Genomic DNA, 24,076 nt, shown 5'->3' with positions numbered 1-24,076 from the left:
ATGAAAATTCATGTAGAACCTGTCACGATTGCCATGGCGACACCATTTCGCATCTCTCGCGGCAGTCGGACAGAGTGCCACGTAGTCCGCGTGACAATTGAACATCGAGGCATGACCGCCCAAGGTGAATGCACGCCATACCCTCGTTATGGTGAATCGGTTGAATCGGTGATTAAGGCGATTTCTCACGCCGCGCATGAACTGCAAAGTTTGTATGCCAAAGGCGAAGCTGATGTCATGGTTCTCAAAAGCCAGCTTCAATCGTTATTACCCGCAGGGGCGGCAAGAAATGCATTGGATTGCGCCCTTTGGCATCTTCACGCGCTTTTGAGCCAAAAGCAGCAGGTTCACGACCTCTTTACGTTACCCGAGGCGATTGTGACGGCGATGACGGTTTCTATCGACACGCCGCAAGCGATGGCAAAACAGGCACAAGCTTACCTTAGCCAAGGCGCAAAACTGCTAAAGGTAAAACTGGATGGTGAAAACGTGATTGAGCGCGTTGCAGCAGTACGCGATGCCGCGCCGCACGCACAAATTGTCTTAGATGCGAATGAAGCGTGGCAAAACCTCGACCTCGCGACGGTATTTGCTCAACTCGAACCGTTTAATATCACCATGATCGAGCAACCGTTGTCACAAGACTGCGACGACGTACTCGCCAGCATTCCACACCCCATTCCACTTTGCGCCGATGAGAGTTGTCACACCAGAGAGCAATTGCATCAACTGCTTGGCAAATACGAGATGGTGAACATTAAGCTAGATAAAACTGGCGGGCTCACTGAAGCACTATTATTAGCCGACGACGCCCAAAAACTCGGTTTTAGCCTCATGTCCGGTTGTATGTTGGGGACGTCGCTGGCGATGCGAGCCGCGTTACCCATTGCTGCTCAGGCGAGCGTTGTCGATCTTGATGGCCCGGTGTTACTAGGACAAGATGTAACGCCAAGCTTGGTTTATCGCGACGGCGAAATCGTTCTTTCCAAATAGCCTAAACAATCCAGAGGTTTTACTCCAAAAGTCAGAACCTCTGAGTTTATGATCTCGATAAAAAAAACAATCAGCCCCATCATGAAATAAGTCACATAAATTATATGGTTATTGAGGCATGCTAAGATTCCAGTAGTCCAAGAAGGTGATCTTATGCATCGAGTCATCCGGAAAATGACGTGGAAAACGAATAGGCGGTAATCCCGCCCTACTCCAATGCAGTGCGTGGGTTTCTATAACAACCCACTTCCTAGCAATTCGTAGGTTTTTCACGCCATCTTGCAAGGAGGCTCTATGCCTATCAATAAAATACGCAATATCGCTTTTGTCGGTCAAACCGGGACCGGTAAAACCACACTGATAGAAAAACTGCTCTTCACCTGCGATGCCACCCACCATTTAGGCAGCGTAGAAAAAGGCGATACTGTTACCGACTTCGACCCTCAATCCATCCAATATCAACACAGTATTGAAGCAACGCCAGTCGCACTGCGCTGGAATAAACACCGGCTCAATATCATCGACACTCCGGGACAAAACGAGTTACTTGGCCGTACTATCAGCGTTTTTCCTGCCGTTGAAACATCCGCCCTTGTCATCGACCCTCAAACACCACTAAACCAAACTTCCGATCGCCTATTCACCTTTGCAAAAGAGCAGCAAAAATGTCAGATGATCATCATCAATAAGCTCGATAACCACGGTAATCAGTTAGAGAGATTGATGGAGAACATCGTTGAGCATTTTGGTGACCACTGCTTGCCGATCAACTTACCTTCGACTGACGGAGAATCTGTAGTTGACTGCTATTTCGAACCAGAATTGGGACGAGAAACCTTACTTGCAACGGTAGATGAAGCTCATGAGACCTTAATTGACCAAGTTATCGAAGTCGATGAAGAACTAATGGAACTGTATCTGGAACAAGGCTCCGAACTCACCGCAGAGCAACTGCATGATCCGTTTGAAGAAGCACTGAGAACTGGACATGTGATTCCTGTCTGTTTTGTCTCAGCACAAACCGGTGCGGGCGTCGAGCTGCTGCTACGCACCTTGGCGGAGATCATGCCCATGCCAAACGAGGGTAACCCTCCTCAACTGGAAAAGAACGGCAAAAAAATCAAAGTAAATTGCGAAACCTTAGAGCACACCGTCGCACACGTGTACAAAGTCAGCGTCGACCCATATATGGGAAAACTTGCCTACTTACGTGTATATCAGGGTGAAATCAATGCGGGCAGCCAGCTTTATATTGGCGAAAGCAACAAGGCATTCAAGGTTGGGCACTTATATCAACTGCAGGGCAAAGATAGAACCGAGATCCCTCGCGCGCTTACAGGCGACTTCTGCGTTTTAGCCAAAGTGGATGATCTCGAATTCGATTCAATCGTTCATGACTCTCACGAAGAAGATGGTGTTCAACTCAAAACGTTGGATCTTCCTGACCCCATGTATTCTTTGTGCTTGAAGCCTCTTAAGCGTGGAGATGAGCAAAAATTAGGAGATGTGCTGAATAAAATTGCCAGTGAAGATCCTTCTCTGCGCATCGAACATCGCGCTCGCACCAACGAAACCATCATCAGCGGCCAAGGGGAGTTTCACCTCAAAGTCGCATTAGAAAAGATGGCGAACGTGTACAAACTGGACGTCGAAACCTGCCAACCAAGCGTCGAATACTTTGAAACCATCACCAAACCTGCCGAAGGGCATTATCGACACAAAAAACAAAGTGGCGGTGCAGGCCAATTTGGTGAAGTGCAATTGAAGGTTCGTCCACTCGAACGTGGTGCCGGATTTAAGTTCATCAACAAAGTGGTGGGTGGCGCCATTCCAACCGCGCTCATTCCTGCTGTTGAAAAAGGTATTTTGCAAGCGTTAGAGGAAGGCGCGATTTCTGGCAACCCAATTAAGGATGTGGAAGTCACCGTTTATGACGGTAAATATCACTCCGTCGATTCGAAAGAAATAGCGTTTGTCATCGCAGGTAAGAAAGCCTTTTTAGATGCGATTAACAACGCAGATCCTATTGTGCTAGAACCCATTGTCCAGATGGAACTGCACATCCCAACCGCGAACGTTGGCGATGTTTCTGGAGATTTATCTGGAAACCGAGGCTTAATCGAAGGCACCGAGCCAATCGACAGTAGCTTCACCTTACTCAGAGCCAAGTCACCAGTAAACGAGCTGCAAGATTACGCTCGTCGATTACGAGCTATCACGGGTGGTGAAGGCAGTTTTAGTATGACTTTAAGCCATTACGAGCCCGCGCCACCAGCAGTGCAAAAACAGGTCTGCCAAGGCAGTGCACAACAAGGTTAATTCCCTACGATTCAAATCAATCACATAAACAAAAAAGCGCCCTCATTTTGAGGGCGCTTTTAGGTAAAAGAAAAATTATTTATCGAGAGACAAACCTATCTGACTGATTTTGCTTTCAAACTCTTCGATGCTGTTCGCTTTGTAAGTCGGAGCACCGTTAAAGTAGCGCGGTTTCTCTGGCAGCATCGCATTTTTCAGCTCTTGTTCTTGATCGATATTGTCATGGTAAACCGTTACACGATTTGGAATATCCTGCTTCATTACAGCCATTTTGGTTCTCCTTTATTAAGACGAATAGTAAGCGTAGAACGAATTTATCGGAGTACAGGCGAGACTGTGTAAAATTTAGACACTCACAGCAAAATCATATTTAAACAGTTGCATTTAATATTTTTGAGGCACTTTGTCGTGGCTATTGGAAAACGTGAGTGCAGCGATTAAGGTGAGCTCTCTCTACATGAAGACAGGAAGTCCGGTGTCGCAACAAGAACTCAACCAAATGGGCAGTGCCAAAGTTTTTCTCATCGAAAAAGATGGCGTCCAAGTAATAGAAAAACGTAACCCTACTCAAATAGAAGTGGCGTTTTATCAACGCTATGCCGAGCAGTTTAACGCGCTTGGAATACACGTACCGCGCTTGATTCAACTCGACGACCAGAAAAACGTTCTGTACATTGAATACGTTCCCCACGCAGTCGAGCAAGCATTCTTACTTGAAGATGATCGAGTCATTGAACAACTCGTCAAACTGCACCGACTTCCACCAACATCAGATGGTGTTTATCACCGCCACCAGTGGACACCACAAGCGACTCAACAAGCACTCGCAACACTTAAACTGGGCTCAGAGACAGAACAGTTCTTCCACCAGCTACAACAACGATCGGCGCACCTTTTCGATGGGCAGAACTTGATCTCCGGAGACACCAATGCAGGAAACTGGGGACAGCGCCAAAATGGCGAGCTGGTGCTGTTCGACTGGGAGCGCTTTTCTACAGGGCATGTCGCGATAGATTTAGCGCCGCTCATCGAGGGCATGGGCACATTTGATGATTACTTGAACGTAGCAGACAAATATATAAAGTGCGCAGAGAAAGGTGAAACAACAGAATTGGCGCGCGATATCGGACTAGCAAAAGCGTGGATCGTTGTCGAGGTAGTCAACATACTGGTCTCCAGAGAGAATCCGCAGACCAGCAAGTATTTGGACTGGTTTCGGCAAACCTTGCCGCAATGGGCCAAAAGCCTTAGTCCTCAGGTGATGAGTTAGGCTCTGAGATTTGATGTAAACGCCTTTCAGGTTCTGCGCATGAGGTTTCGCAGTTGCATACTTTATCAACACCGACGTTGTTTAAACCGCCGCAACTTCCTTGAATACGCTTGTTATGAAAAATGACACCAAGTGACATCAACAAAATGATTGCGAGAAAACCAAGAAAGGTAAATAACCAAACCATATTAACCTGCCTTATTAGCCATCGACTCTAGCTTAAGTATAGCAGGGCTAGATGTTGCTTTGAGTAGCGCTTTAGGTCTTGCCAACAAGGAGGTTTTTGATTTTTGGCCACCACAACCACAGGAGCCGCAGCCGCCTTTTTGTTTGTGAACACTTTTCTTATGATTGTTTGATGGGCGTCCTTGAGAGGGCTCAATCAAAGGCTCTCTTGGAACCGCAAGCACATCTTCCAAGGAACTACGAGTAGACAGCCTAAATACTGGCGTGCCACTGCTAAGTAGCTTTGCCAATACACGTTCACCGATATTTCGCACAAGAACAGCATCCACGTTGTACCCTTGTAGAGACTGAATCAACTGAGACTTCGCATTACAACCCGCTTGTGGCATAGAAGCAATGTTCGCTAAGTTTTTTAGCATACCGTCAGTATCAGAATAAATAGCAATGTATGGTGCTTTTACAAAGTGGTTTGCCACCCGCTCACCATCATTAGGAATAGCATAAATCATAAGTTTGACTCCTCATTCGGAAAAACTAATGCATGACCTTCAACTAAACTTTTTGCGACTTTCAATCTTGCACTTTTTACTGTGTTACCAAAAGTTTGTCTAGAAACGCCCATCTGCTCCGCAGCTTGCTGCTGGCTAAGCCCCTCTAAGTCGGCTAAACGTAGCGCTTCTAACTCTTCTGGTAATATGGCGACTTGCTCCAACTGATTAAATGGAATGCCATTGGGCTTAAAGCAATGGTGAGCCGCACGTCCGCATATTCGTCTTTCTATCTTTGGTCTTGCCATCATTGTCCCTCAAAAACACAGAGTCAAATTACGCCTTAAACTGGCATATGCCAATAACATTTTTAGCATATGCCAATAAACTAAGTTTGCAAAAATCAACACGACAAATACGTAATACATCAGCATTAATTAGACATCTAATAATTTAGGAATTTTGATGACAAACGAACAAAAAGATCAATTCTAATTAACCGGATAATAAAAACGTTAGTTTGCGCAGATTTTTCATACAAATACACGCTAATGTGTTCATTTTATTGAAGAAGAAAAACTATAATCCAAGCAAATCATTAGTTTGAACACTAATGATTGTTTTATTTAAAAGGATGTATACCTAAGGAACGAAAAAGAGAAGTTTGACGACATCGGCCTGAGCTTAAAGGGTAATACTTTCGATACAGAACCTGTCGAACGACCATTACTTGGCCTAGGCGCCCTACTCTTCTTGCCAAATTAAGTTTCTTGAAAGCGCTTAGGTATATCAGAAAAAGGAAGTACATATGTCTGACTCAAATTGGCTCAGCGAATTCCCGGAAATGGATGCCTCTGATCTCAGGGCGATTCGCAAAACACTCGACGGCGCCTACAGAGATTTCTCTCGCGAGTATGGTGAACTCATTGAGTCTCTGTTTGATCCGCTCCTTGCGTTTCTTGTCTGGTTTGAAAAACTTCTGATTTCTACACCTTGGTTCATTATTTTAGGTGTCTGCACCACTCTCGTTTATGCCGCCAGCCGCTCTTGGAAACTGGCCGCTGCATGTTTTGGTTCGCTGATTCTGATTGGCTATTTTGGAATGTGGGAAGACACTATGCGTACGCTCAGTATCATCACTGTATGTACTATGCTTGCCATCGCACTTGGTATCCCTATCGGCATCGCTATGGCGCGCTCTAATCGCATTCAGTCGGTGGTAACACCATTACTCGACGTCATGCAAACCATGCCGGCATTTGTGTATCTCATTCCAGTTGTGATGTTATTGGGCATCGGGAAAATTCCTGGCCTTATCGCAGTAGTGATCTACGCGATTCCACCGGTTATTCGTTTAACCAATTTGGGCATTCGTCTAGTTGATAAAGAAGTATTGGAAGCCGCAACCGCATTTGGTGCCAGCACTCGGCAACGGCTTTTTGGGGTTCAGCTTCCGCTTGCAATGCCAACCATCATGGCGGGAATTAACCAAACGATCATGATGGCACTGTCAATGGTGGTCATCGCATCAATGATTGGGGTAAAAGGTTTAGGTCAGCCTGTTCTAAAGTCTATTACCAATCAATATTTCACTCTTGGTCTTCTCAATGGTTTAGCAATTGTCGCCCTAGCAATCCTTTTTGATCGTGCTTCACAAGCGTATGCGAAACGCACTCAAGCTCATTTAGGAGACTCAAAACATGACTAGTCCACTTATCGAAATCAGCGGTCTGTATAAAATCTTCGGTACCAGACCCAATAGCGTGATTGAGCGCGTTAAGTTGGGACATAGTAAAGAGCAGGTTTTAGCGGAAACGGGCCACACGGTCGGACTAAAAGACATCAACCTGCAAATTCAAAAGGGTGAAATTTTTGTCATTATGGGATTATCCGGTTCTGGAAAATCCACCATGATTCGCCACTTCAATCGATTAATCGATCCAACCATGGGGCAGATCTTGGTAGAAGGGGTGGATGTCATGCAACTTTCTAACAAAGAGCTTGAACAGTTTCGCCGTCACAAGATGTCTATGGTGTTCCAACGCTTTGGCTTGCTGCCTCATCGCACTGTTATCGACAACATCGCATATGGTTTGGAAGTTCAGGGAATGAATAAAGAGGCGCGCTTAGAAAAAGCAAATGAATGGTTAGAAACCGTTGGACTGACGGGTTATGAGCACCAGTATCCTGCTCAACTATCGGGTGGACAGCAACAGCGTGTGGGCCTTGCACGGGCACTGGCTACCGACGCCGAAATACTGTTGATGGACGAGGCTTTCTCGGCATTGGACCCTCTGATTCGGAGCGAAATGCAAGATCAGCTGGTAGAGCTGCAACAGAAGCTGCACAAAACCATTATTTTCATTACTCATGATTTAGATGAAGCGCTTCGACTTGGCGATCGCATCGCGATTCTTAAAGACGGTGAACTTGTCCAACAAGGCTCACCAGACGAAATTTTACTGCATCCTGCCGATGAGTACGTTGAAGCCTTTGTAAAAGACGTCAATAGAGCGCGAGCACTGACAGTCGAAACGCTGATGCAGCCACCTTCATACTGTGTTCGCGCTGAAACCATTGAAGATGCGCTGAGTGAAATGAAACGTGTTAAACGTGATTATGCCTACCATGAGACCAATGCAGGCTATCAAGGCGTGATAACACAGCAAGGATTGCTAAACGCAGCGAAGTTAACTCATATATCAGATTGGCGTGATGATATCTATGAAGAGGTGCCTATCATCTCTCCACATTTAGCCATTGAGCAAGTGCTGACTGAAGTCATGTCGTGTGAACATTCACTGCCCGTCATCGATGAGCACGGCCATTTGAAAGGCGAATTAAATCGTCAGGTTATTGCGGAGCTGTTTTCTGATCAACGAAGCACAAAACGAGGCACTTCACGCTCAAGCTTCAATAACGTTTCTTAGATGATGTTGATAATACAGCTCACAACAATGTGGGCTGTTATCAATTAACTCACTCCCACTCCCCTTTTTAGATATTTATCTGTGGGCTCAAGCTTGATACCCAAAGCAACATTTACATTGTTCTGATTTTCCTGACAATTTCATGCTCATATCCGGTTTTATTGACATAGTTAGATCATTCTATTGCTTTTTGATGACGCAAATCCTCGATAAATGTCTACTATTACTCTCATACAAAATCTTGATTTAAAGAGGGATAAAATGAAAAAGACAATGTTGGCACTAACAGGCGCGGTAATCATTCTTGCAGGCTGTCAAGATGAGAAACCTGCCGAAACAAGCGCAGTTGAAGTACCTCAGGCAACGGAAACTGAAGTCACCACCAGTGCAGACGTTACGACTGAGACAATTGACACGTTACCAGTAGAAGAAGAACAAGTAATTACTGAAGAGACTTTTGTAGACTCTGAACACAACGCACAAAGTGCTCTGGACTGGAACGGCACCTACAAAGGAACACTACCTTGCGCGGATTGTGCTGGTATCGATATGACCATCACACTAAATCAAGATGGCACTTACGTACTTGAAGAAAGCTACCAAGGCAAAGAAGACGGTCAATCAAAATCTGAAGGTCAATTCACTTGGGACGCAAATGGCAGCATCGTAACGTTGACAAATGAAGATGCACCAAACCAATACTTTGTTGGTGAAAACGTACTTATGAAGCTAGACATGAATGGCGAAAAAGTAACGGGTGACCTAGCACCACTATACAACTTAACGAAACAGTAAGAAGTTAGTATCAATACCTGATAAATACCCCAAATCCGAGCCACCCCAGCTCGGATTTTTCGTTATTTTAACGAAAGCTATTCCAGCAACCTTTCTATTCTGAAGCAACATTCTGCTTCTTACCCTGATTGTTCATTACATTTCCATACGCTTTGCCGATAGATGCTTACAACGTTATTTTGTACAGTGTTCAAAACAAAACAGAACAACTCGGAAAAATGATGAAAAAAACATTAATTGCACTACTTACTCTGACAGCTGCTGGCTCAGCTTTCGCTGGCGATACTTACATTCGTAACGGTAACATCTACAACAACGAAGGCGGTTGGAACGTAGAAGCTGGTGTGGCTCAAGGCAGCGATCTTTTCAAAGATCAAAAGCATAATACAGCACCAATTCTCAACGGTGGTTACCATGGTGACGACTTTAATGCCGACCTAAGTGGCATTAACTACCGCTTCTTCGGTAACACCAATGAGTTAATCAACATGAGTACCTACCTTGTAGGTAGCGGTGTAATGCGCGACGGTGATACAGCGAAAAGCCTGAAAGGCACAGATAAACGCCGCTTCGCCGTCGATCTAGGTTTAAACGCAGACTTTACACTGGATCAAAACAACGTCATTTCTACGTACCTTCAGCACGATATCAGTGGCGCTTACAAAGGTTACTTAGCGGGCGCGACTTACTTCCACATCATGAAATTCGGTAGTGTTGATTTTGTTCCTTTTGCTAACCTAACTTATCAAAGTGAAGACTACGTAGATTACTACTTTGGTGTAAAACAACGCGAAGCAAACGCAAACCGCAAAGCATACAAAGGTGATTCAACGGTAAGCTATGGTGTGGGCTACAAACTTGTTATGCCAATCAACGACAACTGGCAAGTAAGCCAAATGACACAATACACGCGCCTAGGCAGCGGTATCAGCGACTCATCTATCGTTGATAGTGCAAACCAATGGGTTGTTGGCGCAAGTGTGTCGTACAACTTCTAATCCGATACGCCCTTATAAAGCCATCATTTCGATGGCTTTATGCGTTGGACATTTGCATAATCTTGAACACAGACTCTAGTGTGAATGAGCAATCCATAACCTATGTAAATCGCTATAGCCTGTATTCTTCACCTGCACACCTCGCACTTGCTGTGTTTTTGTCACTTCTTCGTAGCCAACAAACAAAGGCAAATATAGGTACTGATCGCGCAGCGCTTTCTCTAGGTTTAATAAAGACTGTAGCGAGTGATCATCTGCCATCGCCCTGCGAACCTTTTCTCTGTGCCTTAACATCTGGCTTTGATCAAAACTAAAACGCAGTCCAGTTGCTATCGACAGCCATTCGAAGATGCCATATTCAAATGGTGCTTCCATGACTTCCTCAATGAAGAGCAAATCTGCTTGGTGAGACACTACCTCAGGAAAACTAATGTCATCAATAACGACGATCTCCAACTCCAATCCCGTTGCACGAATCACACTGTGCAACCATTCGGAATGACGAATTAAACTCGGTATCGTCCAGACAGGTTCAGCTAATACCACTTTACCTTTCAGTTTAGGTATCACAACACCATCTGTTATTGATAAATCTTGCTCGTGAGTCTCTAACTGAATGCTGTCAACGGCACTTGGCGCATCATAAATTCGCTTTTGCACATGGATGTAATCAGCGAGTTGATACCAAGTTTCTTTTGTGAGTTGGGATTCCGCACGTTCGCGGTAGGTCAGATATGAAAATGCGCTAATTTTTTCCACTTCAACGTGATCGGAGCTTTGGTTAAAGCTCAACATATTTAAGGTTTTAACATCACCATGAGACAGCGTTATTTGATCTAACAATGCGCGTGCTGAAAAATACTCTTTGTGCGCTTCAAGAGTCATACTCTCCTGGTTCCAGCCGCTGATTTTAAATGGCCCAGTCCCTATGTGGTAGGAATAACTAGAACCGAAAGAGACGACATCTCGACACAGAATAGACGCATGAGGAGTTGCTAGCATGTATGGAAACAACTTGTTCGGATGCTTCAATATGATTTTTAAGCAGTTAGATGTTTCTGCAACCACGCTATCAATGCATTGCCAGAGCTCGTGAACTGGTCCTTTTATCTCCCTGAGTCTTTCTATACTCCAAACCACATCCTGTATGTTAAGGGGCTCGCCATCATGGCGATATATGCCTGGCCGCAACCATAACGTCATTACCTTGCCTTCCATTTTCCATTCATGTGCTAACGATGGCTCGATACCACCATTGGAATTTTGGGTCAGCAATACGTCATAAACGCTTTTCGCGACGTGTAATTCAGTGTGACGGTAAGTATTCGCAGGGTCGATTTTGGATACCCAAGGGTAAGAAGAAATCAAAATAGCGTTATTTGATTCATTCAATCGATTCACTTTTTCAGAAGCGATGGTTAGTGCTCTAACCGCGGTTTGACCGAACCAATCAATAAGTTTCGTTATTGAGTTCATTCTTCCTCTGCCAAGCTCCTCAACCAAAAACTCGGTCATCGCTTGTTGGAGGGAAATATTAATACTGAGACGGCTAGCGTTACTTCGGCCAATCGCAGGTTGCCAATCGACCCAATCGTAAGTGGCAAGCTTTTTCATCACAATAGAAACATTGCGCCTCGACGTGCAAATCACCGCTTCTAGCTCAGAAAGCGTAACAAGGTGATACTGGTGAGGTTCAAAGTGCTTTAACAGTAGATCCAGATACCTAAGATTGACATCGTTCACAAAGATTCCTAAGAGTTATTCCAAAGCAAAAAAATAGCACAGGACGCTTAGCAACTAAACTTCCTGTGCTATATCTAAACAAATTCAAAGCTTGGACTCAGCTCGACCAACAGAAGTCAAAAACGTTTACTAAGCCAAGAGGTAACTTGAATAAGTATACTTAGAAACGGTAGCTCATACCTACAGAGAATACATTGATGTCTGCATCAACCGTTACTTTTTCATTGCCAAATTTCGCAATGTCTAGCTCAGGCATCATGTATTCCCATTCAACTTGTAGAGCAAAGTTTTCAGTAATAGCGAACTCTGCACCTAAACCGTACATGCCTGTTACAGTGCTGTCAGAAATGGTGGTATGGCCTGCGCTACCGTCAATCACAGAGTTGCTAATTTTGAATTCAGCATTGAAGTAAGAAAGACCAGCTTTAGCAAAAAGGTTGAAACGATCGCCAATCGGTAGAGTCGCTTTTGGCTGAATCGATAGATACTTCATATCACCAACAGTAACAACTTTGCCGTCTAAAGCATCGTAGCCACCAATGGCTGCTTCTAGAGAAATGTATTCGTTGAATTTGTAACCACCGAATACTTTGCCTGAAAGGCTTGAGTCATCTTCAAGTTTAAGTTTAGTGCTAGCGTTAGTACCACCACCATTGATAGAGCCATTAACATCACCAAACGATGCTTGACCTACAGATGCACCAACGTAAGGAGCTGCGTTTGCAACAGAACATGTTGCTAGAAGGGCTGTCATTAGCCATGTTTTTTTAAACATTGTATTTCACTGCCTGTTAATTATTGAGGTTGTGTTTTGCCCATCCTTAAGCATGCCATGCTGTCCATTTCACTTGGTTTCAAAACCAAGTGGATGTTAATGAATAAAAACTCAATAAAACATGAAATATTTAGACACAACTTTGCCACTTTCTTTCTTAATTTTGACAATTTAGTCATTTCACAAGCATTGCTGCTTCAACCAGTTAGTGAGCTTGATGATTTCCGCTTGCTTGGCTCGACTCTTTTTATGAATAAAATAAAAGCTGTCTCCGGTTTCCAATCCATGAGAAGGGATGTACACCAAATCGTGCGCTTTATCTCTTTCATTGAGCATAAAATCATTCGCAAATGCGATGCCTTGGTCATAACGCGCCGCCTCTATTGCCAACAACATATGACTAAAATGTTGAACATCGACATCTTTCGGCAAGGTGTAACCGCCCGCTCTGCACCACTCTGCCCAATCTTTTCCTCTCTCTCGATAAATTGAGTCTGTCGACAAAATAGGGTATCGCCAAAGCGCTTCTGGAATCGGTTGATCTTGCAACTCTTTCCAAATTTTATGGCTGCAGACCGGATACAACGTCTCCGCGTATAACTTTACCGACATGTAGTTTCGCTTTGGCTTCTCTACCGTGATAAAACAATCGCCAACGCTGTCTGTCTGTTCAGGATCACCAACGACCATATTGAGTGTCAGATCGATTTCTGGATGTAGGCGCTTAAAATCAGACAAACGCGGAATAAGCCACTTTACGGCGAGCGAGCTATAAATCGCCAACCGTATGCTGCCTTTGTCCCCTTCTCGCACCTTTTGGCTGGCCATCGCAATTGAGCTAATTGCTGGGCTAATATCCTCTAAATAGCGGGTGCCCGTATCGGACAAAGAGAGCTTTCTGCCTTGGCGGATAAATAATGATTCACCCAAGTAATCTTCTAATAATCGTATCTGGTGGCTAACGGCACTTTGCGTCACATTGAGTTCTTCAGCAGCAAGCGAAAAGCTAGAGTTTCTGGCAACAGATTCAAAACAGTGAACCGCTCTGAGTGGTGGCAATTTCATTATCTAAAAATCTCATACTTAAACTAATAAATATCACTTCACTTCATCCTATGACATCACCTACTCTTTGGCAAAGAAAGAGGAGAGGAAAAAGTGAAAGTTACATCGGTCGGAGCAGCGATGCTGCTATTAATTGTTGGAAATCTCATTGCGGTGCTTTCGGACTCTTTAATTAAAAGTGTCGGAAATGAAGTGCCTATTTTTCAATTTGTCTTTTTCCGACAAATATCAGCGGTGCTTTTCCTGCTGCCAGTCTACCTGCTAACAAAAAATGCGCCTTTTCTTGAAGGGTTTAAGTGGCATGCTGTTCGCGCTCACGTATGGTTACTTGGTGCAATATTCATGGTTTTGGCGATCTCATCTTTACCGCTCGCAACTGCGAACGCGATCTTTTACGCCGCGCCATTGATCATGTTGCCGCTTGCAGCAATCTTTTTTGGAGAACAGTTGTCTAAGCAATCGGTCGCCGCAGCGATAATGGGCTTTGCCGGTGTATTGGTCATCATTCGTCCAGACCAAATCGATTGGGCAGCCATTTCAGCTTTAGTTGTTGCAATTACTTTAGCAATCAATAACTTGCTCATTCGAAAACTGCCAAAAAATCAGTCTGTGATGCAAACGTTATTGATGACAAACTTGGCAGGTATTCCAGTAGCCTTCTTGCTTGTTCTGATCGAAGCAGAACCTTGGGACTGGAGTGCTTTCCCTGTTGCTGCTGGCTCAAGTTTGTTCATCATGATTTATGCAGCAACATGTGTCATCGCTTACCGCTCGATCGATAGCAACAAAATTGCCAGCGCTGAATACAGTGGCTTAATTGGTGCCGTGTTTGTGGGATTGATTTGGTTTGGAGAAGTGCCAGACATATTTATGGCAATAGGAACCATTATGATTGTTGTGCCTCTGGTTTGGCTTTCTAAACGAGAGCGTCGCAAGAAAAAGTTGCAAGAGCAACAAGAAGCGCACGTTACTTAAAGTTGTGCTCTAACCCAAAGACTAAAAAACCGAGCCGTAAGTGCTCGGTTTTTTTATGTGGCTCTAATCGGTTTTTACGTAAGCGACTACGTGAGATAAAAACTGCCTTGCAAAGCGATCATTAAACCGGATGCGATATTCATGCTCGGCTTCCGACACTAGACGCCAGCCTTCAGCAAAGTATTCTTTGATATCATCAACCGCCTCTTCTTTATTTTTGATGTGTTTCGCGTTCCACTGATAAGTGCAAGAGACAACGATCAGCCCACCCACCTTGGTGGTTTTTTTTAGAGCATTGATCACGCTAAGTGGCGACTCACATTGATCAATCACATTTAAACATACGACTAAATCAAAGCGAGATTGGAGAGTATCGAGCTCAAAAGGCTGGTTAATTAGCGTCAAATCAACATGAGCACATTTCTGTACGATATCTCTATTCTCAACCTCTAAAGTGTTTAAGGTGTTCACATCGTGAAGGTAAGTAAGCTCGACGCGTTGTTCTTCTATTAACAGTTGCTTCAAGCCATCCATTAACCTATTTGAAGGCTCCACAAGCGTCGCTTCTTTAAGGTTAGGTAAGCGTTGCACTAACTCATAATAATTTCTTCCCAGCGCCGCCCCAACCTCAAGTAGGGAATACGGCTGAACGCTGCTTTCGATTACCGCCTGCGCAATAAAATCAGCAACTTGGGAGCAGTGAGGTGATGACAAAAAAGAAAGTGGGACTTGTTTTGAGCGACTGGTTATCATCTCAATCTGTTGATCCTCAATGAACTTGTCGAACCATTGAGCTTCGAAATAACCAGCCAGACCGTGCTCGGTCAGGTAAAAATCTTCCATGTTTTTTCCGTTCGTACTTTTAGAAAAGTGATTGTATCGAACGCGGAAATTAACGGGTATTTCTGGCCGCACATTCCAATAGGAAAACAGATGAAAACGCCGCGTATGTGAAAAAGCCCTTTCATCTCAAAGATAAAAGGGCTTGTTAATCGCTTCGGTTAAGTCGCTAACTATTGTGGTAGAACAACGTTACCATCTTGAATTGGGAACGTTTTTGTCGCTGGTTTGCTCGCCAAACGAACCGTCGTTGGTGCACCTGAAACTTCGTAAGTGACGTCGTAACCCACTACTTTATCTGATGTCGTATATTCTGTATGACACTGTTTTTTCGTCGTTGTTACTACATCACCTTTTTGCACATTCTCCTGGATCTTACGACCTGTCAGTGCACCAGCAATCGTACCAGCTGCAGTTGCAATCACTTTACCTGAGCCACCACCGATTTGGTTGCCCAGCGCAGCTCCAGCTGCTGCGCCACCAACCGTACCAATAATTTTATTGTCATCCGCAGGGGTAACTTGCTCGGTTACTACCACGTCTTTACATACTTGGTGCGGCTTTTTCACCGTTTCAGTCACCGCTTCAACCAAAGTAATGTTTGCTTGAGTTGGAGCTGGTGGCGTTTTGTCTTTACAGCCTGCTAGTACAGCAACAACTGCCGTTGCAATTGCGATAGATTTCATATTCATGATTTACATCCCAGTATGGTTTGCTTTGATGAGCGTTATGGTAAATCGCAAAAGGGAAATCACATCAGACGAAAACAAACCCTTTGTTATTAACAAGTAAAGAAACACTGTTTTATAAGAGGTACGTCAAGAAACACTCAGCAGAATGTCAACAGAGCTAAAACTGTATCACTACTGATTATGATTGGGCTGGACTAGTCTATGAGATTTATTTTTAAGCCAAGCTCAAAAATAGTTCGTCATCCGTTAAATACTTATGGCGGTGGCTTAGATTACGCACGTGCATAAACATAAAATCAGGGAAACCAGGCGCTATAATGTTATTTGGTTCCCAGCATACACCGCCAACAAACACATATCGCCCCTGCTTGTCATCTTCGTGAAGGGGGTTATTAAGAGGAGAAGAAAACTCTGCTCGGCAACCTTCAACCACACAAACAATTTGTCCTTTAAAAAGGCCAATCACGCGCTTTACAAGATTTGCCTTGATACCACACTTCCATGCTTGGCGAGTGGCCATCTCATAGCCATATTTTCGGATCGCTTTCTTTTGCAAATGTACTACTAGGTTCATTTTGACTCCTGATTCAAGCAACTACGTGAAGCCCAAAGTCATAAAAGCAGATAGACGTCTATACCCGAGTGAGCTCATGGTACGTGGGAATAAACTACGTGATTAGACTGAGTTTAGTGTCGGATGAGATACACCGTCCACGATGCTGTAACGTATCGATTTACACCAATCAAAGGCAGATAACACATCAACTTTTGAGTGCTTTCCTGCGCTGTATCTGGTTACTTCTGTATATTACTATAACGAAATCACCCTCCACGTTTACCTATATAAATTTGTCGTAACGATAGAGGGTGCTTATCATGGAGAGAGGATAACGCCTACGCGTCGATGAGATAATTTTGACCTTCAGTTTCTAAACGATCAATCATTTTACGACACTCATTTAAATCAAGAGGTTGTTCAAAGCGGCGCTTGAGATTCATCAAAAAGAAGATATCTTCACACATGGCTTTCTCAGGTTCGTCACTGATTTTGGCGACCGGTGAACCATTGCACGTGACCATTTTTATCACGATAGAAAGTGGCTGGTAGGCTTCACCATCTTTATTGACATAATCACCCATATCATTGGCAAGAAAAGTACCGATACCAAAACTCACCTGAATACGTCCTTGGAAATACTCGCAAATATCTAACGCTTGTTCGAAGTTAAGTCCGTCGGTAAACACCAGTGTTTTTGTTAATGGGTCTATATTCAGTGACTGGTAGTGTGCAATCATTTTTTCACCCCAGCTATAAGGGCAACCACTATCGTGACGTACACCGAAGTACGCGTTACTTAGTTCTTCATCAAAGTCTTTAAGGAAAGCATCGATACCAATCGTATCGGTTAACGCAATACCTAGTGCACCATTAAACATTTTTTGCCAACGTTGCAACGCCACTTTTTGCGAATCTCGCACATTCACCAGAGCTTGGTGTCCCATAAACCATTCATGAGCAACGGTGCCGATAGGCGTCAAGTTTAGCTCTTTTGCTAAGTGATAGTTACTTGTTCCTGTCAAACATTCCGGCACTTCCTGGCACAAATATTCCAGCATAGTGCGCTGAGCTTGGAAGGAAAAACGTCGACGCGTCGACATGTCAGAAAATTTAAAGTTAGTGATTTTACGACGTTTTAGTTCCGACTTTAGGTGCCGAACTTTCTCTTCTAAAACAGTGGTAAATTGCGCAACAGGGATATCTGACCAACGCTGACGGCTACGAACTTCAGACACGATACTCATGATGATCGTTTCGTACAAGATGGTATCTCGCCACAAACCGTTAATGGTAATTCTTAACTGGCTTGAGCCATCAGCCATGGCTTTATTATGGAAAGAGACATCACTTTGTGGGTTGAAACGGAAATGGCGCAGTGCATCAACAAAGTCAGGATTCAGGTAAGGCGCGACACGCTTAATATATTCAATTTCTTCTTGCGTAAATTGAATATCTTGCAGTTTAAGGACTTCGGCTTTTACCTCAGGCAAAAGCTCAGAGAGGTCTTCCTCACTGCGCACGATAAACTTATATGACACCATCGCATCAGGGTAAAGCGCTGTTACAGCACTCATCATATTGACTTTGTAGACATCGAAATCCAAAGCGCTTTGAATGATGCGGGAAGAAAATAGTTTGGTGGTCATTAGGTGCCCTTCTACATGCCCTTCCTGGGTATATAACTTTTTGTTACTAACTAATTTGCGTAAACAATAAACACCCATCTATAGTTTGTCAACTTTTGTTACTAACCACTCATTTTTATAAGGTTTTTTTGTCTAGAATTCGAGCAAGCATTGTGAATAAGTCAGAGTCATCCGTAAATTTATGCTCAAACCGTATTACGAACACTACCAAAAACGTTTCTAACAACTCGTTACTTACCCATTGATTGACCACTTGTTATGCGCTAGATTACTTACAAATCAATATTAGGACCCAACCATGATCGTATCTGTCGACATTATTCCATTCAGGCTATCTGGCTGTGCCGATAAGGGATTGGAAGTGTTGTTGATTAAACGTTCAAATCCAAATCGGCCATACCATGGAGTCTGGGCACTACCGGGCGGATTTGTCTTTGATAAAGACTTAACCAGTGAAGGCGGACGCCCGGCCGATGAAAACTTTGAAGCGGCGCGTCGCCGAATTTGCCGTGAGAAAATCCATACCTACCCTCGCCATTTTAGCGAAGCGTTTATCGACGGTGATCCAAAGCGCGACCCAGAAGACTGGAGCTTAAACATTACGCACTACGCCTTAGTCGATCGTAACAATGTAGAGCAAATAAATAATGCAGGTGTACCGGAATGCCAACTTAAATGGTTTTCGCTACAGGCTATTCTCAATGGAGAAGAGACTCTCGCATTTGATCATCAAAAAACCATTGAAAAAGCGTGGCAAAAGCTTCGTGCATCCATTGAATACACATCGGTTCTTTTGTTTGCATTAGACAAAGAGTTTTTGGTTGCGGACATCATTTCTGCTTATCAAGAGTTTGGTATTGATATCAGCCGAATGACGATTAAGCGCCGCTTGATAGATTCAGGCGTACTAAAACCCACTAATAAAGTCGCTTCAACCAACAAAGGCAAAGGTGGAAAACCCGCAATGGTATATACGCTGACTAGCGACGAAGTAACCTTTTTTCAAAACTGTTTGCGTGGATAAACGCAGACAATCAGACAGACAAGGAGTCTGCCATGACTGTTCGAGTAAACTATCAAACTACAGCAGTGATCGACGTTGATCCAGAGAAAGGCTTTAGTGAGTTATGTCCAAATGAACTGCCCGTTGCAGGTGCGTTGGAAATCGTACCGGAGCTTCTGAGTAATCATGCCAAAGGCCGATTAAAACTGGTCAGTCGTGACTTACACCCACCAAAAGCAAAGTGGGATGCAGAATCGCCATCCAATATGCTTGAGCCCGTTGGTTTACCGAATGTGGATATAAAGTGGAACCGTCACTGTGTGCTTGGCACAACAGGTTCTGAGCTGCTAGATGGTTTACCACCCGTGTTGGACTATGATTTTCAAGTTAATAAAGGTATGGATCCTGACGCGCACCCTTACGGTATTTTTTTCCATGATATTGCCGACACCAAAACGACAGGCGCGCATGAATTTCTAAAGTTCAACGGGATTGATACCTTAGTTATCGGTGGCCTTGCCTTAGACTTTTGTGTGAAAAAATCCGTCATGCAAGCGCTGGAACTTGGCTACAATGTGGTAGTTAATCTTGCTTCAACTCGTGCGGTGCTGCCTGATAATGTAGAGAATGTGCTGACAGAGCTCAGAGATAATGGCGCATTATTTGTCGAAAAAGCGGACGACATCATCGTAGAAAAGTTCGCTTAGAAACGATAGTAACCGAGAAGGATTTCACCATGCATCAACATGAAAAATTGAATTACGTTGAATTTGGTTCCACTAATGTCAGTGCGACCAAACAATTTTTTGAGCGTGCTTTTGACTGGAGCTTTACCGATTATGGTCCAGAATATTCTGCATTTTCAGGACAAGGGTTGGATGGCGGATTCTTCAAATCTGAGTTTATAAACCAAACCGCAAATGGTGGCGCACTTTTAGTATTTTATAGCTCAGACATTCAGGCCACTCAGACAAAAGTAGAGCAGCATGGTGGAAAAATTATCCGCCCTATTTTCGAATTCCCCGGCGGCTGTCGATTCCACTTCACTGAACCGAGTGGAAATGAATTCGCAGTATGGTCAGAGAGCCATTAAGTGATCACAAATCAACAACACACCATCAACGTGAGCCCAAGCTAGCCAGATCCGGAACTGGCATTACATTTCTGGTTGACCTCATCCTTGGTTTAATTCACTGTTAGCGCAACAATTAATCGATGAGGCGCTAGACCTCGACCAAGGATGTCAAATGACTGCCGTCAGTTTTTTTCGCTTACTCTGCCTCGCTGCTATTTGGGGTGGCTCGTTTCTGTTTATGCGAGTCGCCGCCAACACATTCGGGCCGGCTTACTTAATCGAATTTCGAGTTACATTTGCCGCCGTCGCTTTGTTATTGATCGCCGTATATTTGAAGAAGAAACTCACGTTAACTGCGCATACTAAACACTTCTTTATTATTGGCTTATTCAATAGCGCAGTTCCATTTTTACTCTTTGCGTACGCAGCCCAGACACTGAATGCATCAACTTTAGCAATATTGAACTCAACCGCCCCAATATGGGGAGCACTAGTTGGCTTTGTTTGGTACCGCAGCCCACTCACAGCGAAATCTGTTCTCGGTATGCTAATAGGCATAGGAGGCGTTGCAGTCTTGGTCGGCTTAGATACTTCAACCATAGGTGAAGAAGCCATGCTCCCTATTGCCGCCAGTTTGATGGCTTCTTTCAGCTATGGCATTGCTACCAACTACACTAAAAATGCGCCACAAGTACCTGCTTTTGACAATGCTCACGGCAGCATGTGGGCGGCGGTTATTTGGGTACTGCCGCTGCTACCATTCTTACCAATGCGTGCAGAACCAAGTCATTTCGAATGGAGCTCTGTTGTCACGCTCGGCGTTGTATGCACAGGGTTCGCTTATTTGCTCTATTTCCGCTTAGTTTCTGATATCGGCCCAGCTTCAGCACTGACTGTCACTTTTCTTGTTCCTGTTTTTGGTATCTTATGGGGCTACTTGGTGCTAGATGAGCCCGTCGGCTCTAACACCATCATAGGAACAATTCTAGTGCTTAGCGGCACTATGCTAGTCACCGGTTTCTCCCCAACAGCAATGCTCGCGAAGAGAAAACGAAGCGTGGCTTAATCAGCCTAATATAACTTCCACACCTAGCTTTTTGATTTGTTCAAGGTCGCTTTTCGGAGCGGCTTTGTCAGTCAGCAGCACTGATATTTCGTCAGTCTTACCAATTGATGAGGGATAAATTTGCCCAAATTTACTAGAATCCGTTAGAACAATATTGCGCCTTTTTTTCGCAATGATGGTTTCTGCGATCTCAGCGCGCATCATGTCGCGGCTAGTAAAGCCAGTGTCTTGATGGAAGCCGTCAATACCCAAGAAGGCCGTGCTGAAATGAATGTTCTCAATACACAACTTAGTCAGCGGTCCGACCAAGCTCTCGCCTTGGTGCTGATACACGCCACCAAGCAAGATAATGTTGGCAGAAGTGTTACGGATGAGATGGGCGATATACGCCGATGGCGTAATAATGGTCACATCGCCGCGCTCAGCCAATGTCCGAGCCAACAACGCATTGGCACTGCCTCCTTCAATCAGCACTGTCTCATTCGATGCGACCAAATCCGCAGCTTGGTTTGCGAGCGATTGTTTAATATCGAAACGTACTTCTAGGCGGGCATCAATGTCATCACTTTGCAACGCGGTAGCTGCGCCGTGAACGCGCTTTAGGTAGCCCTGTTGCTCCAGAAAGTTCAAATCCTGTCTGATGGTCACACCCGACACGCCAATGATGTCAGAAAGCTCTGTGACTTGAACGCGTTTACGGTCGTTCACTAATTGCAGGATTTCATTTTGTCTTGGGTTCACAGGTTCGCTCCTTATTGATGAGCTTACAGTATACTCACCTGATGTTTCATATGAAAAGAACTTGAAAGTAAAAAGGAAAAAACGCGTGGTCTGATTAGCCAAGCTGTACCTTGCGAATATCGCTCCCATCAACAGATAATAGGGCAACGAAAATGGGATGGAAGAAGAGGGGTTAACTCCCTACATCCCAACAACGGTAAAGACTAGGATAAAAGTAATGGAAGAAATTTACTTCGCAGGCGGTTGCCTTTGGGGCGTGCAAGAATTTATGCGCCACCTTCCGGGCGTAATCAACACAGAAGCCGGGCGAGCAAATGGCACAACGGATAACACTCAATCCGAATACGATGGCTACGCAGAGTGCGTGAAAACCCAGTTCGACCCTGAGCAAGTTTCGGTTGAAACTTTAATGGGGTATTTGTTTGAGATAATCGACCCTTACAGCGTTAACAAGCAAGGTGAAGACGTAGGTGAGAAGTACCGTACTGGTGTTTATAGCCAAAACGAACAGCATCTCACCATCGCGAAAGCGTTTATCGCAGCACGACCGGACGCCGACAAGATCGCCGTAGAAGTACTGCCACTCACAAATTATGTGCCAAGTGATGATGAGCACCAAGACAGACTCACAAACTTTCCGAATGATTACTGCCACATCCCATTAGATTTACTACATAAATACAGGGATAACTCGTAACCATTCAGTCAGCATCGCTTTAAAAGGCAAGATGCATATCAGTTTAAATCGATGCCTTCCACTAATGACAATGTCATTTCTGCCGCCGATATTTCTTTACAACCCGACGAGTTTTGTCCGCACCACAACGGAGTGAATTCATCTCGGTTTTGCTTTTCCATAAGCGCTCTTAGTTGAGCCATTTCAATGGAGGCGTATGGGAATTTCGGCGCAAACTCACTGATGTAGCCTAGCTCCGACATCGCGCGATTCACAATGCCTCTCGCTGGTCGGCCCGAGAAAACATTGGTCACAGCGGTATGTTGCGCGCGTTCACTGGCAATGGCATATCGATGTAAAGACGATGTTTTCGCCTCATCACACAACAAATAGGCGCTGCCAACTTGAACGGCACTAGCTCCTAATCTCAACGCGGCTTCCACCCCACTTCTATCAGCGATTCCGCCTGCAGCAATAACAGGCAAATTCACCCGTTTGGCGATTTGTGGTAATAACGCCATCAAACTTAATTGAGTAGTTAAATCATCCGATAAAAACATACCTCGGTGTCCACCAGCCTCCAAGCCTTGGGCGATAATACCGTCAACGCCTTTTGCTTCTAGCCAAAGTGCTTCGTCCACCGTGGTCGCTGACGAAAGGATCTTCCCTCCCCACCCTCTAATTCGAGCTAACAGATCATCGTCTGGCAAACCAAAGTGGAAACTGATCACTGGCGGTGCAAATGGTTCAATCGCGTCAGCAATATCATGATTGAAAGGCATCCTTGTCGGAGCGTTTGGCTGAACCTGAACGGTTGCATCAACCTCGGAAAAATACGGTTGCAGCGTTTTTTGCCACTTTTCGTGCTTGTTGGCGTCATACTCCGGCATTTCATGGCAAAAGAAATTGAGGTTAAACGGTCGGTTAGTTGCCTGCTTGATAAGTTGAAGTTCTTTTACGATGGCGTCTTTGTTCAGCATTCCACAAGGTAACGAGCCAAGCCCGCCAACATTACTGACGGCTATGGTCATTTGGCTGTCTTGCACACCGGCCATTGGCGCTTGAATAATCGGTAACTCTGTTCCCAAAAGTGTATTAAATACCTTGTTTATCATGCTCTTTCCTTGAAAACTTAACCTTTACCTGTGATGGATCTGCGCCATCGTTATCCAGACTAGACTTTCACATGATTAACCGCTTATAAAGTTAAAGTGATGCATTTGTGCGCTATGCACTTTTGA

General features: G+C 44.4%; 26 protein-coding genes. 13 read left to right on the top strand and 13 right to left on the bottom strand.

The features are described from left to right. Positions 1–993 (top strand): N-acetyl-D-Glu racemase DgcA, encoded by a 993-nt coding sequence (dgcA, locus tag R8N49_RS20450; protein WP_053307177.1) that lies wholly within the window; start codon positions 1–3, stop codon positions 991–993. Between the two features lie 294 nt (positions 994–1,287). Then, entirely contained in the window at positions 1,288–3,312 is a 2,025-nt protein-coding gene (fusA, locus tag R8N49_RS20445) for an elongation factor G (protein WP_042523303.1), read from the top strand. Between the two features lie 75 nt (positions 3,313–3,387). Here fusA and R8N49_RS20440 read toward each other — a convergent pair whose 3' ends face one another. Then, complete coding sequence (locus R8N49_RS20440) at positions 3,388–3,582, bottom strand: hypothetical protein (protein WP_005373920.1); 195 nt, start codon at positions 3,580–3,582, stop codon at positions 3,388–3,390. A gap of 187 nt (positions 3,583–3,769) precedes the next feature. Here R8N49_RS20440 and R8N49_RS20435 point away from each other — a divergent pair, with 187 nt between their 5' ends. After that, positions 3,770–4,582: an aminoglycoside phosphotransferase family protein gene (locus R8N49_RS20435; protein ID WP_258489540.1), complete on the top strand. Its 813-nt coding sequence runs from the start codon at positions 3,770–3,772 to the stop codon at positions 4,580–4,582. Here R8N49_RS20435 and nqrM read toward each other — a convergent pair. Genes nqrM through R8N49_RS20420 form a run of 3 tightly spaced genes read right to left on the bottom strand, consistent with a single transcriptional unit; the run spans position 4,560 to position 5,564 of the window. Then, positions 4,560–4,769 carry a (Na+)-NQR maturation NqrM gene (nqrM, locus tag R8N49_RS20430; protein WP_258489541.1) on the bottom strand — a complete coding sequence of 70 codons (210 nt, stop codon included), beginning with the start codon at positions 4,767–4,769 and terminating at the stop codon, positions 4,560–4,562. The two genes, R8N49_RS20435 and nqrM, sit on opposite strands and share 23 nt — an antisense overlap. Position 4,770: 1 nt before the next feature. After that, positions 4,771–5,277, bottom strand: coding sequence for a NifB/NifX family molybdenum-iron cluster-binding protein (locus R8N49_RS20425; RefSeq protein WP_005373923.1), 507 nt, complete (start codon positions 5,275–5,277; stop codon positions 4,771–4,773). Beyond that, positions 5,274–5,564 carry a DUF134 domain-containing protein gene (locus tag R8N49_RS20420; RefSeq protein ID WP_005373924.1) on the bottom strand — a complete coding sequence of 97 codons (291 nt, stop codon included), beginning with the start codon at positions 5,562–5,564 and terminating at the stop codon, positions 5,274–5,276. The genes R8N49_RS20425 and R8N49_RS20420 overlap by 4 nt, the downstream gene beginning before the upstream one ends. Positions 5,565–6,064: 500 nt before the next feature. Here R8N49_RS20420 and R8N49_RS20415 point away from each other — a divergent pair, with 500 nt between their 5' ends. The 4 genes from R8N49_RS20415 to ompV all read left to right on the top strand — a co-directional run bounded on the left by R8N49_RS20415 (position 6,065) and on the right by ompV (position 9,979). Beyond that, positions 6,065–6,964, top strand: coding sequence for an ABC transporter permease (locus R8N49_RS20415; protein ID WP_005373926.1), 900 nt, complete (start codon positions 6,065–6,067; stop codon positions 6,962–6,964). Beyond that, the gene (locus R8N49_RS20410; RefSeq protein WP_005387213.1) at positions 6,957–8,186 is read left to right on the top strand and encodes a quaternary amine ABC transporter ATP-binding protein; all 1,230 of its coding nucleotides are present in this window, start codon (positions 6,957–6,959) and stop codon (positions 8,184–8,186) included. Before R8N49_RS20415 ends, R8N49_RS20410 begins: the two co-directional genes overlap by 8 nt. A gap of 261 nt (positions 8,187–8,447) precedes the next feature. After that, on the top strand, positions 8,448–8,981 hold the full coding sequence (locus R8N49_RS20405; RefSeq protein WP_158155736.1) for a copper resistance protein NlpE: 534 nt from the start codon (positions 8,448–8,450) through the stop codon (positions 8,979–8,981). 221 nt (positions 8,982–9,202) lie between these two features. Continuing rightward, the gene (gene ompV, locus R8N49_RS20400; RefSeq protein WP_158155734.1) at positions 9,203–9,979 is read left to right on the top strand and encodes an outer membrane protein OmpV; all 777 of its coding nucleotides are present in this window, start codon (positions 9,203–9,205) and stop codon (positions 9,977–9,979) included. Between the two features lie 75 nt (positions 9,980–10,054). Here ompV and R8N49_RS20395 read toward each other — a convergent pair whose 3' ends face one another. The 3 genes from R8N49_RS20395 to R8N49_RS20385 form a co-directional block, all read right to left on the bottom strand. Beyond that, a complete protein-coding gene (locus R8N49_RS20395) occupies positions 10,055–11,722 on the bottom strand; it encodes an ABC transporter substrate-binding protein (protein WP_158155732.1) in 1,668 nt (555 codons plus the stop codon). A 160-nt stretch (positions 11,723–11,882) separates the two neighbouring features. Further along, positions 11,883–12,497, bottom strand: coding sequence for an outer membrane beta-barrel protein (locus R8N49_RS20390; RefSeq protein WP_005373936.1), 615 nt, complete (start codon positions 12,495–12,497; stop codon positions 11,883–11,885). A 180-nt stretch (positions 12,498–12,677) separates the two neighbouring features. Then, positions 12,678–13,562, bottom strand: coding sequence for a LysR family transcriptional regulator (locus R8N49_RS20385; RefSeq protein WP_005387224.1), 885 nt, complete (start codon positions 13,560–13,562; stop codon positions 12,678–12,680). Positions 13,563–13,655: 93 nt separating this feature from the next. Between R8N49_RS20385 and R8N49_RS20380 the strand changes: the two genes are divergently transcribed. Further along, positions 13,656–14,537 (top strand): DMT family transporter, encoded by an 882-nt coding sequence (locus tag R8N49_RS20380; RefSeq protein ID WP_005373940.1) that lies wholly within the window; start codon positions 13,656–13,658, stop codon positions 14,535–14,537. Positions 14,538–14,600: 63 nt separating this feature from the next. Here R8N49_RS20380 and R8N49_RS20375 read toward each other — a convergent pair whose 3' ends face one another. The 4 genes from R8N49_RS20375 to pncB all read right to left on the bottom strand — a co-directional run bounded on the left by R8N49_RS20375 (position 14,601) and on the right by pncB (position 18,274). Then, positions 14,601–15,380, bottom strand: a complete 780-nt coding sequence (locus tag R8N49_RS20375) for a methyltransferase domain-containing protein (protein ID WP_054730619.1) — start codon at positions 15,378–15,380, stop codon at positions 14,601–14,603. A gap of 170 nt (positions 15,381–15,550) precedes the next feature. Next, positions 15,551–16,069 carry a glycine zipper 2TM domain-containing protein gene (locus R8N49_RS20370; RefSeq protein ID WP_064369415.1) on the bottom strand — a complete coding sequence of 173 codons (519 nt, stop codon included), beginning with the start codon at positions 16,067–16,069 and terminating at the stop codon, positions 15,551–15,553. Positions 16,070–16,283: 214 nt separating this feature from the next. Beyond that, positions 16,284–16,643: a hypothetical protein gene (locus R8N49_RS20365; protein ID WP_005373947.1), complete on the bottom strand. Its 360-nt coding sequence runs from the start codon at positions 16,641–16,643 to the stop codon at positions 16,284–16,286. Positions 16,644–16,963: 320 nt separating this feature from the next. Continuing rightward, complete coding sequence (pncB, locus tag R8N49_RS20360; protein ID WP_005373949.1) at positions 16,964–18,274, bottom strand: nicotinate phosphoribosyltransferase; 1,311 nt, start codon at positions 18,272–18,274, stop codon at positions 16,964–16,966. A gap of 298 nt (positions 18,275–18,572) precedes the next feature. Between pncB and R8N49_RS20355 the strand changes: the two genes are divergently transcribed. The 4 genes from R8N49_RS20355 to R8N49_RS20340 all read left to right on the top strand — a co-directional run bounded on the left by R8N49_RS20355 (position 18,573) and on the right by R8N49_RS20340 (position 21,418). Beyond that, a complete protein-coding gene (locus R8N49_RS20355; RefSeq protein ID WP_005373953.1) occupies positions 18,573–19,298 on the top strand; it encodes an NUDIX domain-containing protein in 726 nt (241 codons plus the stop codon). Between the two features lie 32 nt (positions 19,299–19,330). Further along, entirely contained in the window at positions 19,331–19,984 is a 654-nt protein-coding gene (locus R8N49_RS20350) for an isochorismatase family protein (protein ID WP_054579245.1), read from the top strand. Between the two features lie 29 nt (positions 19,985–20,013). Further along, positions 20,014–20,370 (top strand): VOC family protein, encoded by a 357-nt coding sequence (locus tag R8N49_RS20345; RefSeq protein WP_042523322.1) that lies wholly within the window; start codon positions 20,014–20,016, stop codon positions 20,368–20,370. A 154-nt stretch (positions 20,371–20,524) separates the two neighbouring features. Further along, positions 20,525–21,418: a DMT family transporter gene (locus tag R8N49_RS20340; RefSeq protein WP_005373960.1), complete on the top strand. Its 894-nt coding sequence runs from the start codon at positions 20,525–20,527 to the stop codon at positions 21,416–21,418. Here R8N49_RS20340 and R8N49_RS20335 read toward each other — a convergent pair whose 3' ends face one another. Further along, on the bottom strand, positions 21,419–22,159 hold the full coding sequence (locus R8N49_RS20335) for a DNA-binding transcriptional regulator YciT (RefSeq protein WP_054701518.1): 741 nt from the start codon (positions 22,157–22,159) through the stop codon (positions 21,419–21,421). A gap of 217 nt (positions 22,160–22,376) precedes the next feature. Here R8N49_RS20335 and R8N49_RS20330 point away from each other — a divergent pair, with 217 nt between their 5' ends. After that, positions 22,377–22,856 (top strand): peptide-methionine (S)-S-oxide reductase, encoded by a 480-nt coding sequence (locus R8N49_RS20330; protein ID WP_054701515.1) that lies wholly within the window; start codon positions 22,377–22,379, stop codon positions 22,854–22,856. A 38-nt stretch (positions 22,857–22,894) separates the two neighbouring features. On the opposite strand, the gene R8N49_RS20325 is transcribed toward R8N49_RS20330, so the two are convergent. Continuing rightward, positions 22,895–23,950, bottom strand: a complete 1,056-nt coding sequence (locus R8N49_RS20325) for an NAD(P)H-dependent flavin oxidoreductase (protein ID WP_170896882.1) — start codon at positions 23,948–23,950, stop codon at positions 22,895–22,897. Between the last annotated feature and the right edge of the window lie 126 nt (positions 23,951–24,076).

It is taken from the genome of Vibrio sp. 1978, assembly GCF_033344345.1.
This window is presented reverse-complemented; position numbering and strand designations above follow the sequence as displayed.

What these genes read in the sequence shown, in the direction of transcription:
- R8N49_RS20440 (WP_005373920.1), bottom strand. Translation starts at nt 3,582, where the DNA reads ATGGCTGTAATGAAGCAGGATATTCCAAATCGTGTAACGGTTTACCAT.
- R8N49_RS20410 (WP_005387213.1), top strand. Translation starts at nt 6,957, where the DNA reads ATGACTAGTCCACTTATCGAAATCAGCGGTCTGTATAAAATCTTCGGT.
- R8N49_RS20325 (WP_170896882.1), bottom strand. Translation starts at nt 23,950, where the DNA reads ATGATAAACAAGGTATTTAATACACTTTTGGGAACAGAGTTACCGATT.
- R8N49_RS20385 (WP_005387224.1), bottom strand. Translation starts at nt 13,562, where the DNA reads ATGAAATTGCCACCACTCAGAGCGGTTCACTGTTTTGAATCTGTTGCC.
- R8N49_RS20435 (WP_258489540.1), top strand. Translation starts at nt 3,770, where the DNA reads ATGAAGACAGGAAGTCCGGTGTCGCAACAAGAACTCAACCAAATGGGC.
- nqrM (WP_258489541.1), bottom strand. Translation starts at nt 4,769, where the DNA reads ATGGTTTGGTTATTTACCTTTCTTGGTTTTCTCGCAATCATTTTGTTG.
- R8N49_RS20425 (WP_005373923.1), bottom strand. Translation starts at nt 5,277, where the DNA reads ATGATTTATGCTATTCCTAATGATGGTGAGCGGGTGGCAAACCACTTT.
- dgcA (WP_053307177.1), top strand. Translation starts at nt 1, where the DNA reads ATGAAAATTCATGTAGAACCTGTCACGATTGCCATGGCGACACCATTT.
- R8N49_RS20345 (WP_042523322.1), top strand. Translation starts at nt 20,014, where the DNA reads ATGCATCAACATGAAAAATTGAATTACGTTGAATTTGGTTCCACTAAT.
- R8N49_RS20375 (WP_054730619.1), bottom strand. Translation starts at nt 15,380, where the DNA reads ATGGAAGATTTTTACCTGACCGAGCACGGTCTGGCTGGTTATTTCGAA.
- fusA (WP_042523303.1), top strand. Translation starts at nt 1,288, where the DNA reads ATGCCTATCAATAAAATACGCAATATCGCTTTTGTCGGTCAAACCGGG.
- pncB (WP_005373949.1), bottom strand. Translation starts at nt 18,274, where the DNA reads ATGACCACCAAACTATTTTCTTCCCGCATCATTCAAAGCGCTTTGGAT.
- ompV (WP_158155734.1), top strand. Translation starts at nt 9,203, where the DNA reads ATGAAAAAAACATTAATTGCACTACTTACTCTGACAGCTGCTGGCTCA.
- R8N49_RS20350 (WP_054579245.1), top strand. Translation starts at nt 19,331, where the DNA reads ATGACTGTTCGAGTAAACTATCAAACTACAGCAGTGATCGACGTTGAT.
- R8N49_RS20390 (WP_005373936.1), bottom strand. Translation starts at nt 12,497, where the DNA reads ATGTTTAAAAAAACATGGCTAATGACAGCCCTTCTAGCAACATGTTCT.
- R8N49_RS20365 (WP_005373947.1), bottom strand. Translation starts at nt 16,643, where the DNA reads ATGAACCTAGTAGTACATTTGCAAAAGAAAGCGATCCGAAAATATGGC.
- R8N49_RS20355 (WP_005373953.1), top strand. Translation starts at nt 18,573, where the DNA reads ATGATCGTATCTGTCGACATTATTCCATTCAGGCTATCTGGCTGTGCC.
- R8N49_RS20405 (WP_158155736.1), top strand. Translation starts at nt 8,448, where the DNA reads ATGAAAAAGACAATGTTGGCACTAACAGGCGCGGTAATCATTCTTGCA.
- R8N49_RS20415 (WP_005373926.1), top strand. Translation starts at nt 6,065, where the DNA reads ATGTCTGACTCAAATTGGCTCAGCGAATTCCCGGAAATGGATGCCTCT.
- R8N49_RS20330 (WP_054701515.1), top strand. Translation starts at nt 22,377, where the DNA reads ATGGAAGAAATTTACTTCGCAGGCGGTTGCCTTTGGGGCGTGCAAGAA.
- R8N49_RS20340 (WP_005373960.1), top strand. Translation starts at nt 20,525, where the DNA reads ATGACTGCCGTCAGTTTTTTTCGCTTACTCTGCCTCGCTGCTATTTGG.
- R8N49_RS20370 (WP_064369415.1), bottom strand. Translation starts at nt 16,069, where the DNA reads ATGAATATGAAATCTATCGCAATTGCAACGGCAGTTGTTGCTGTACTA.
- R8N49_RS20420 (WP_005373924.1), bottom strand. Translation starts at nt 5,564, where the DNA reads ATGGCAAGACCAAAGATAGAAAGACGAATATGCGGACGTGCGGCTCAC.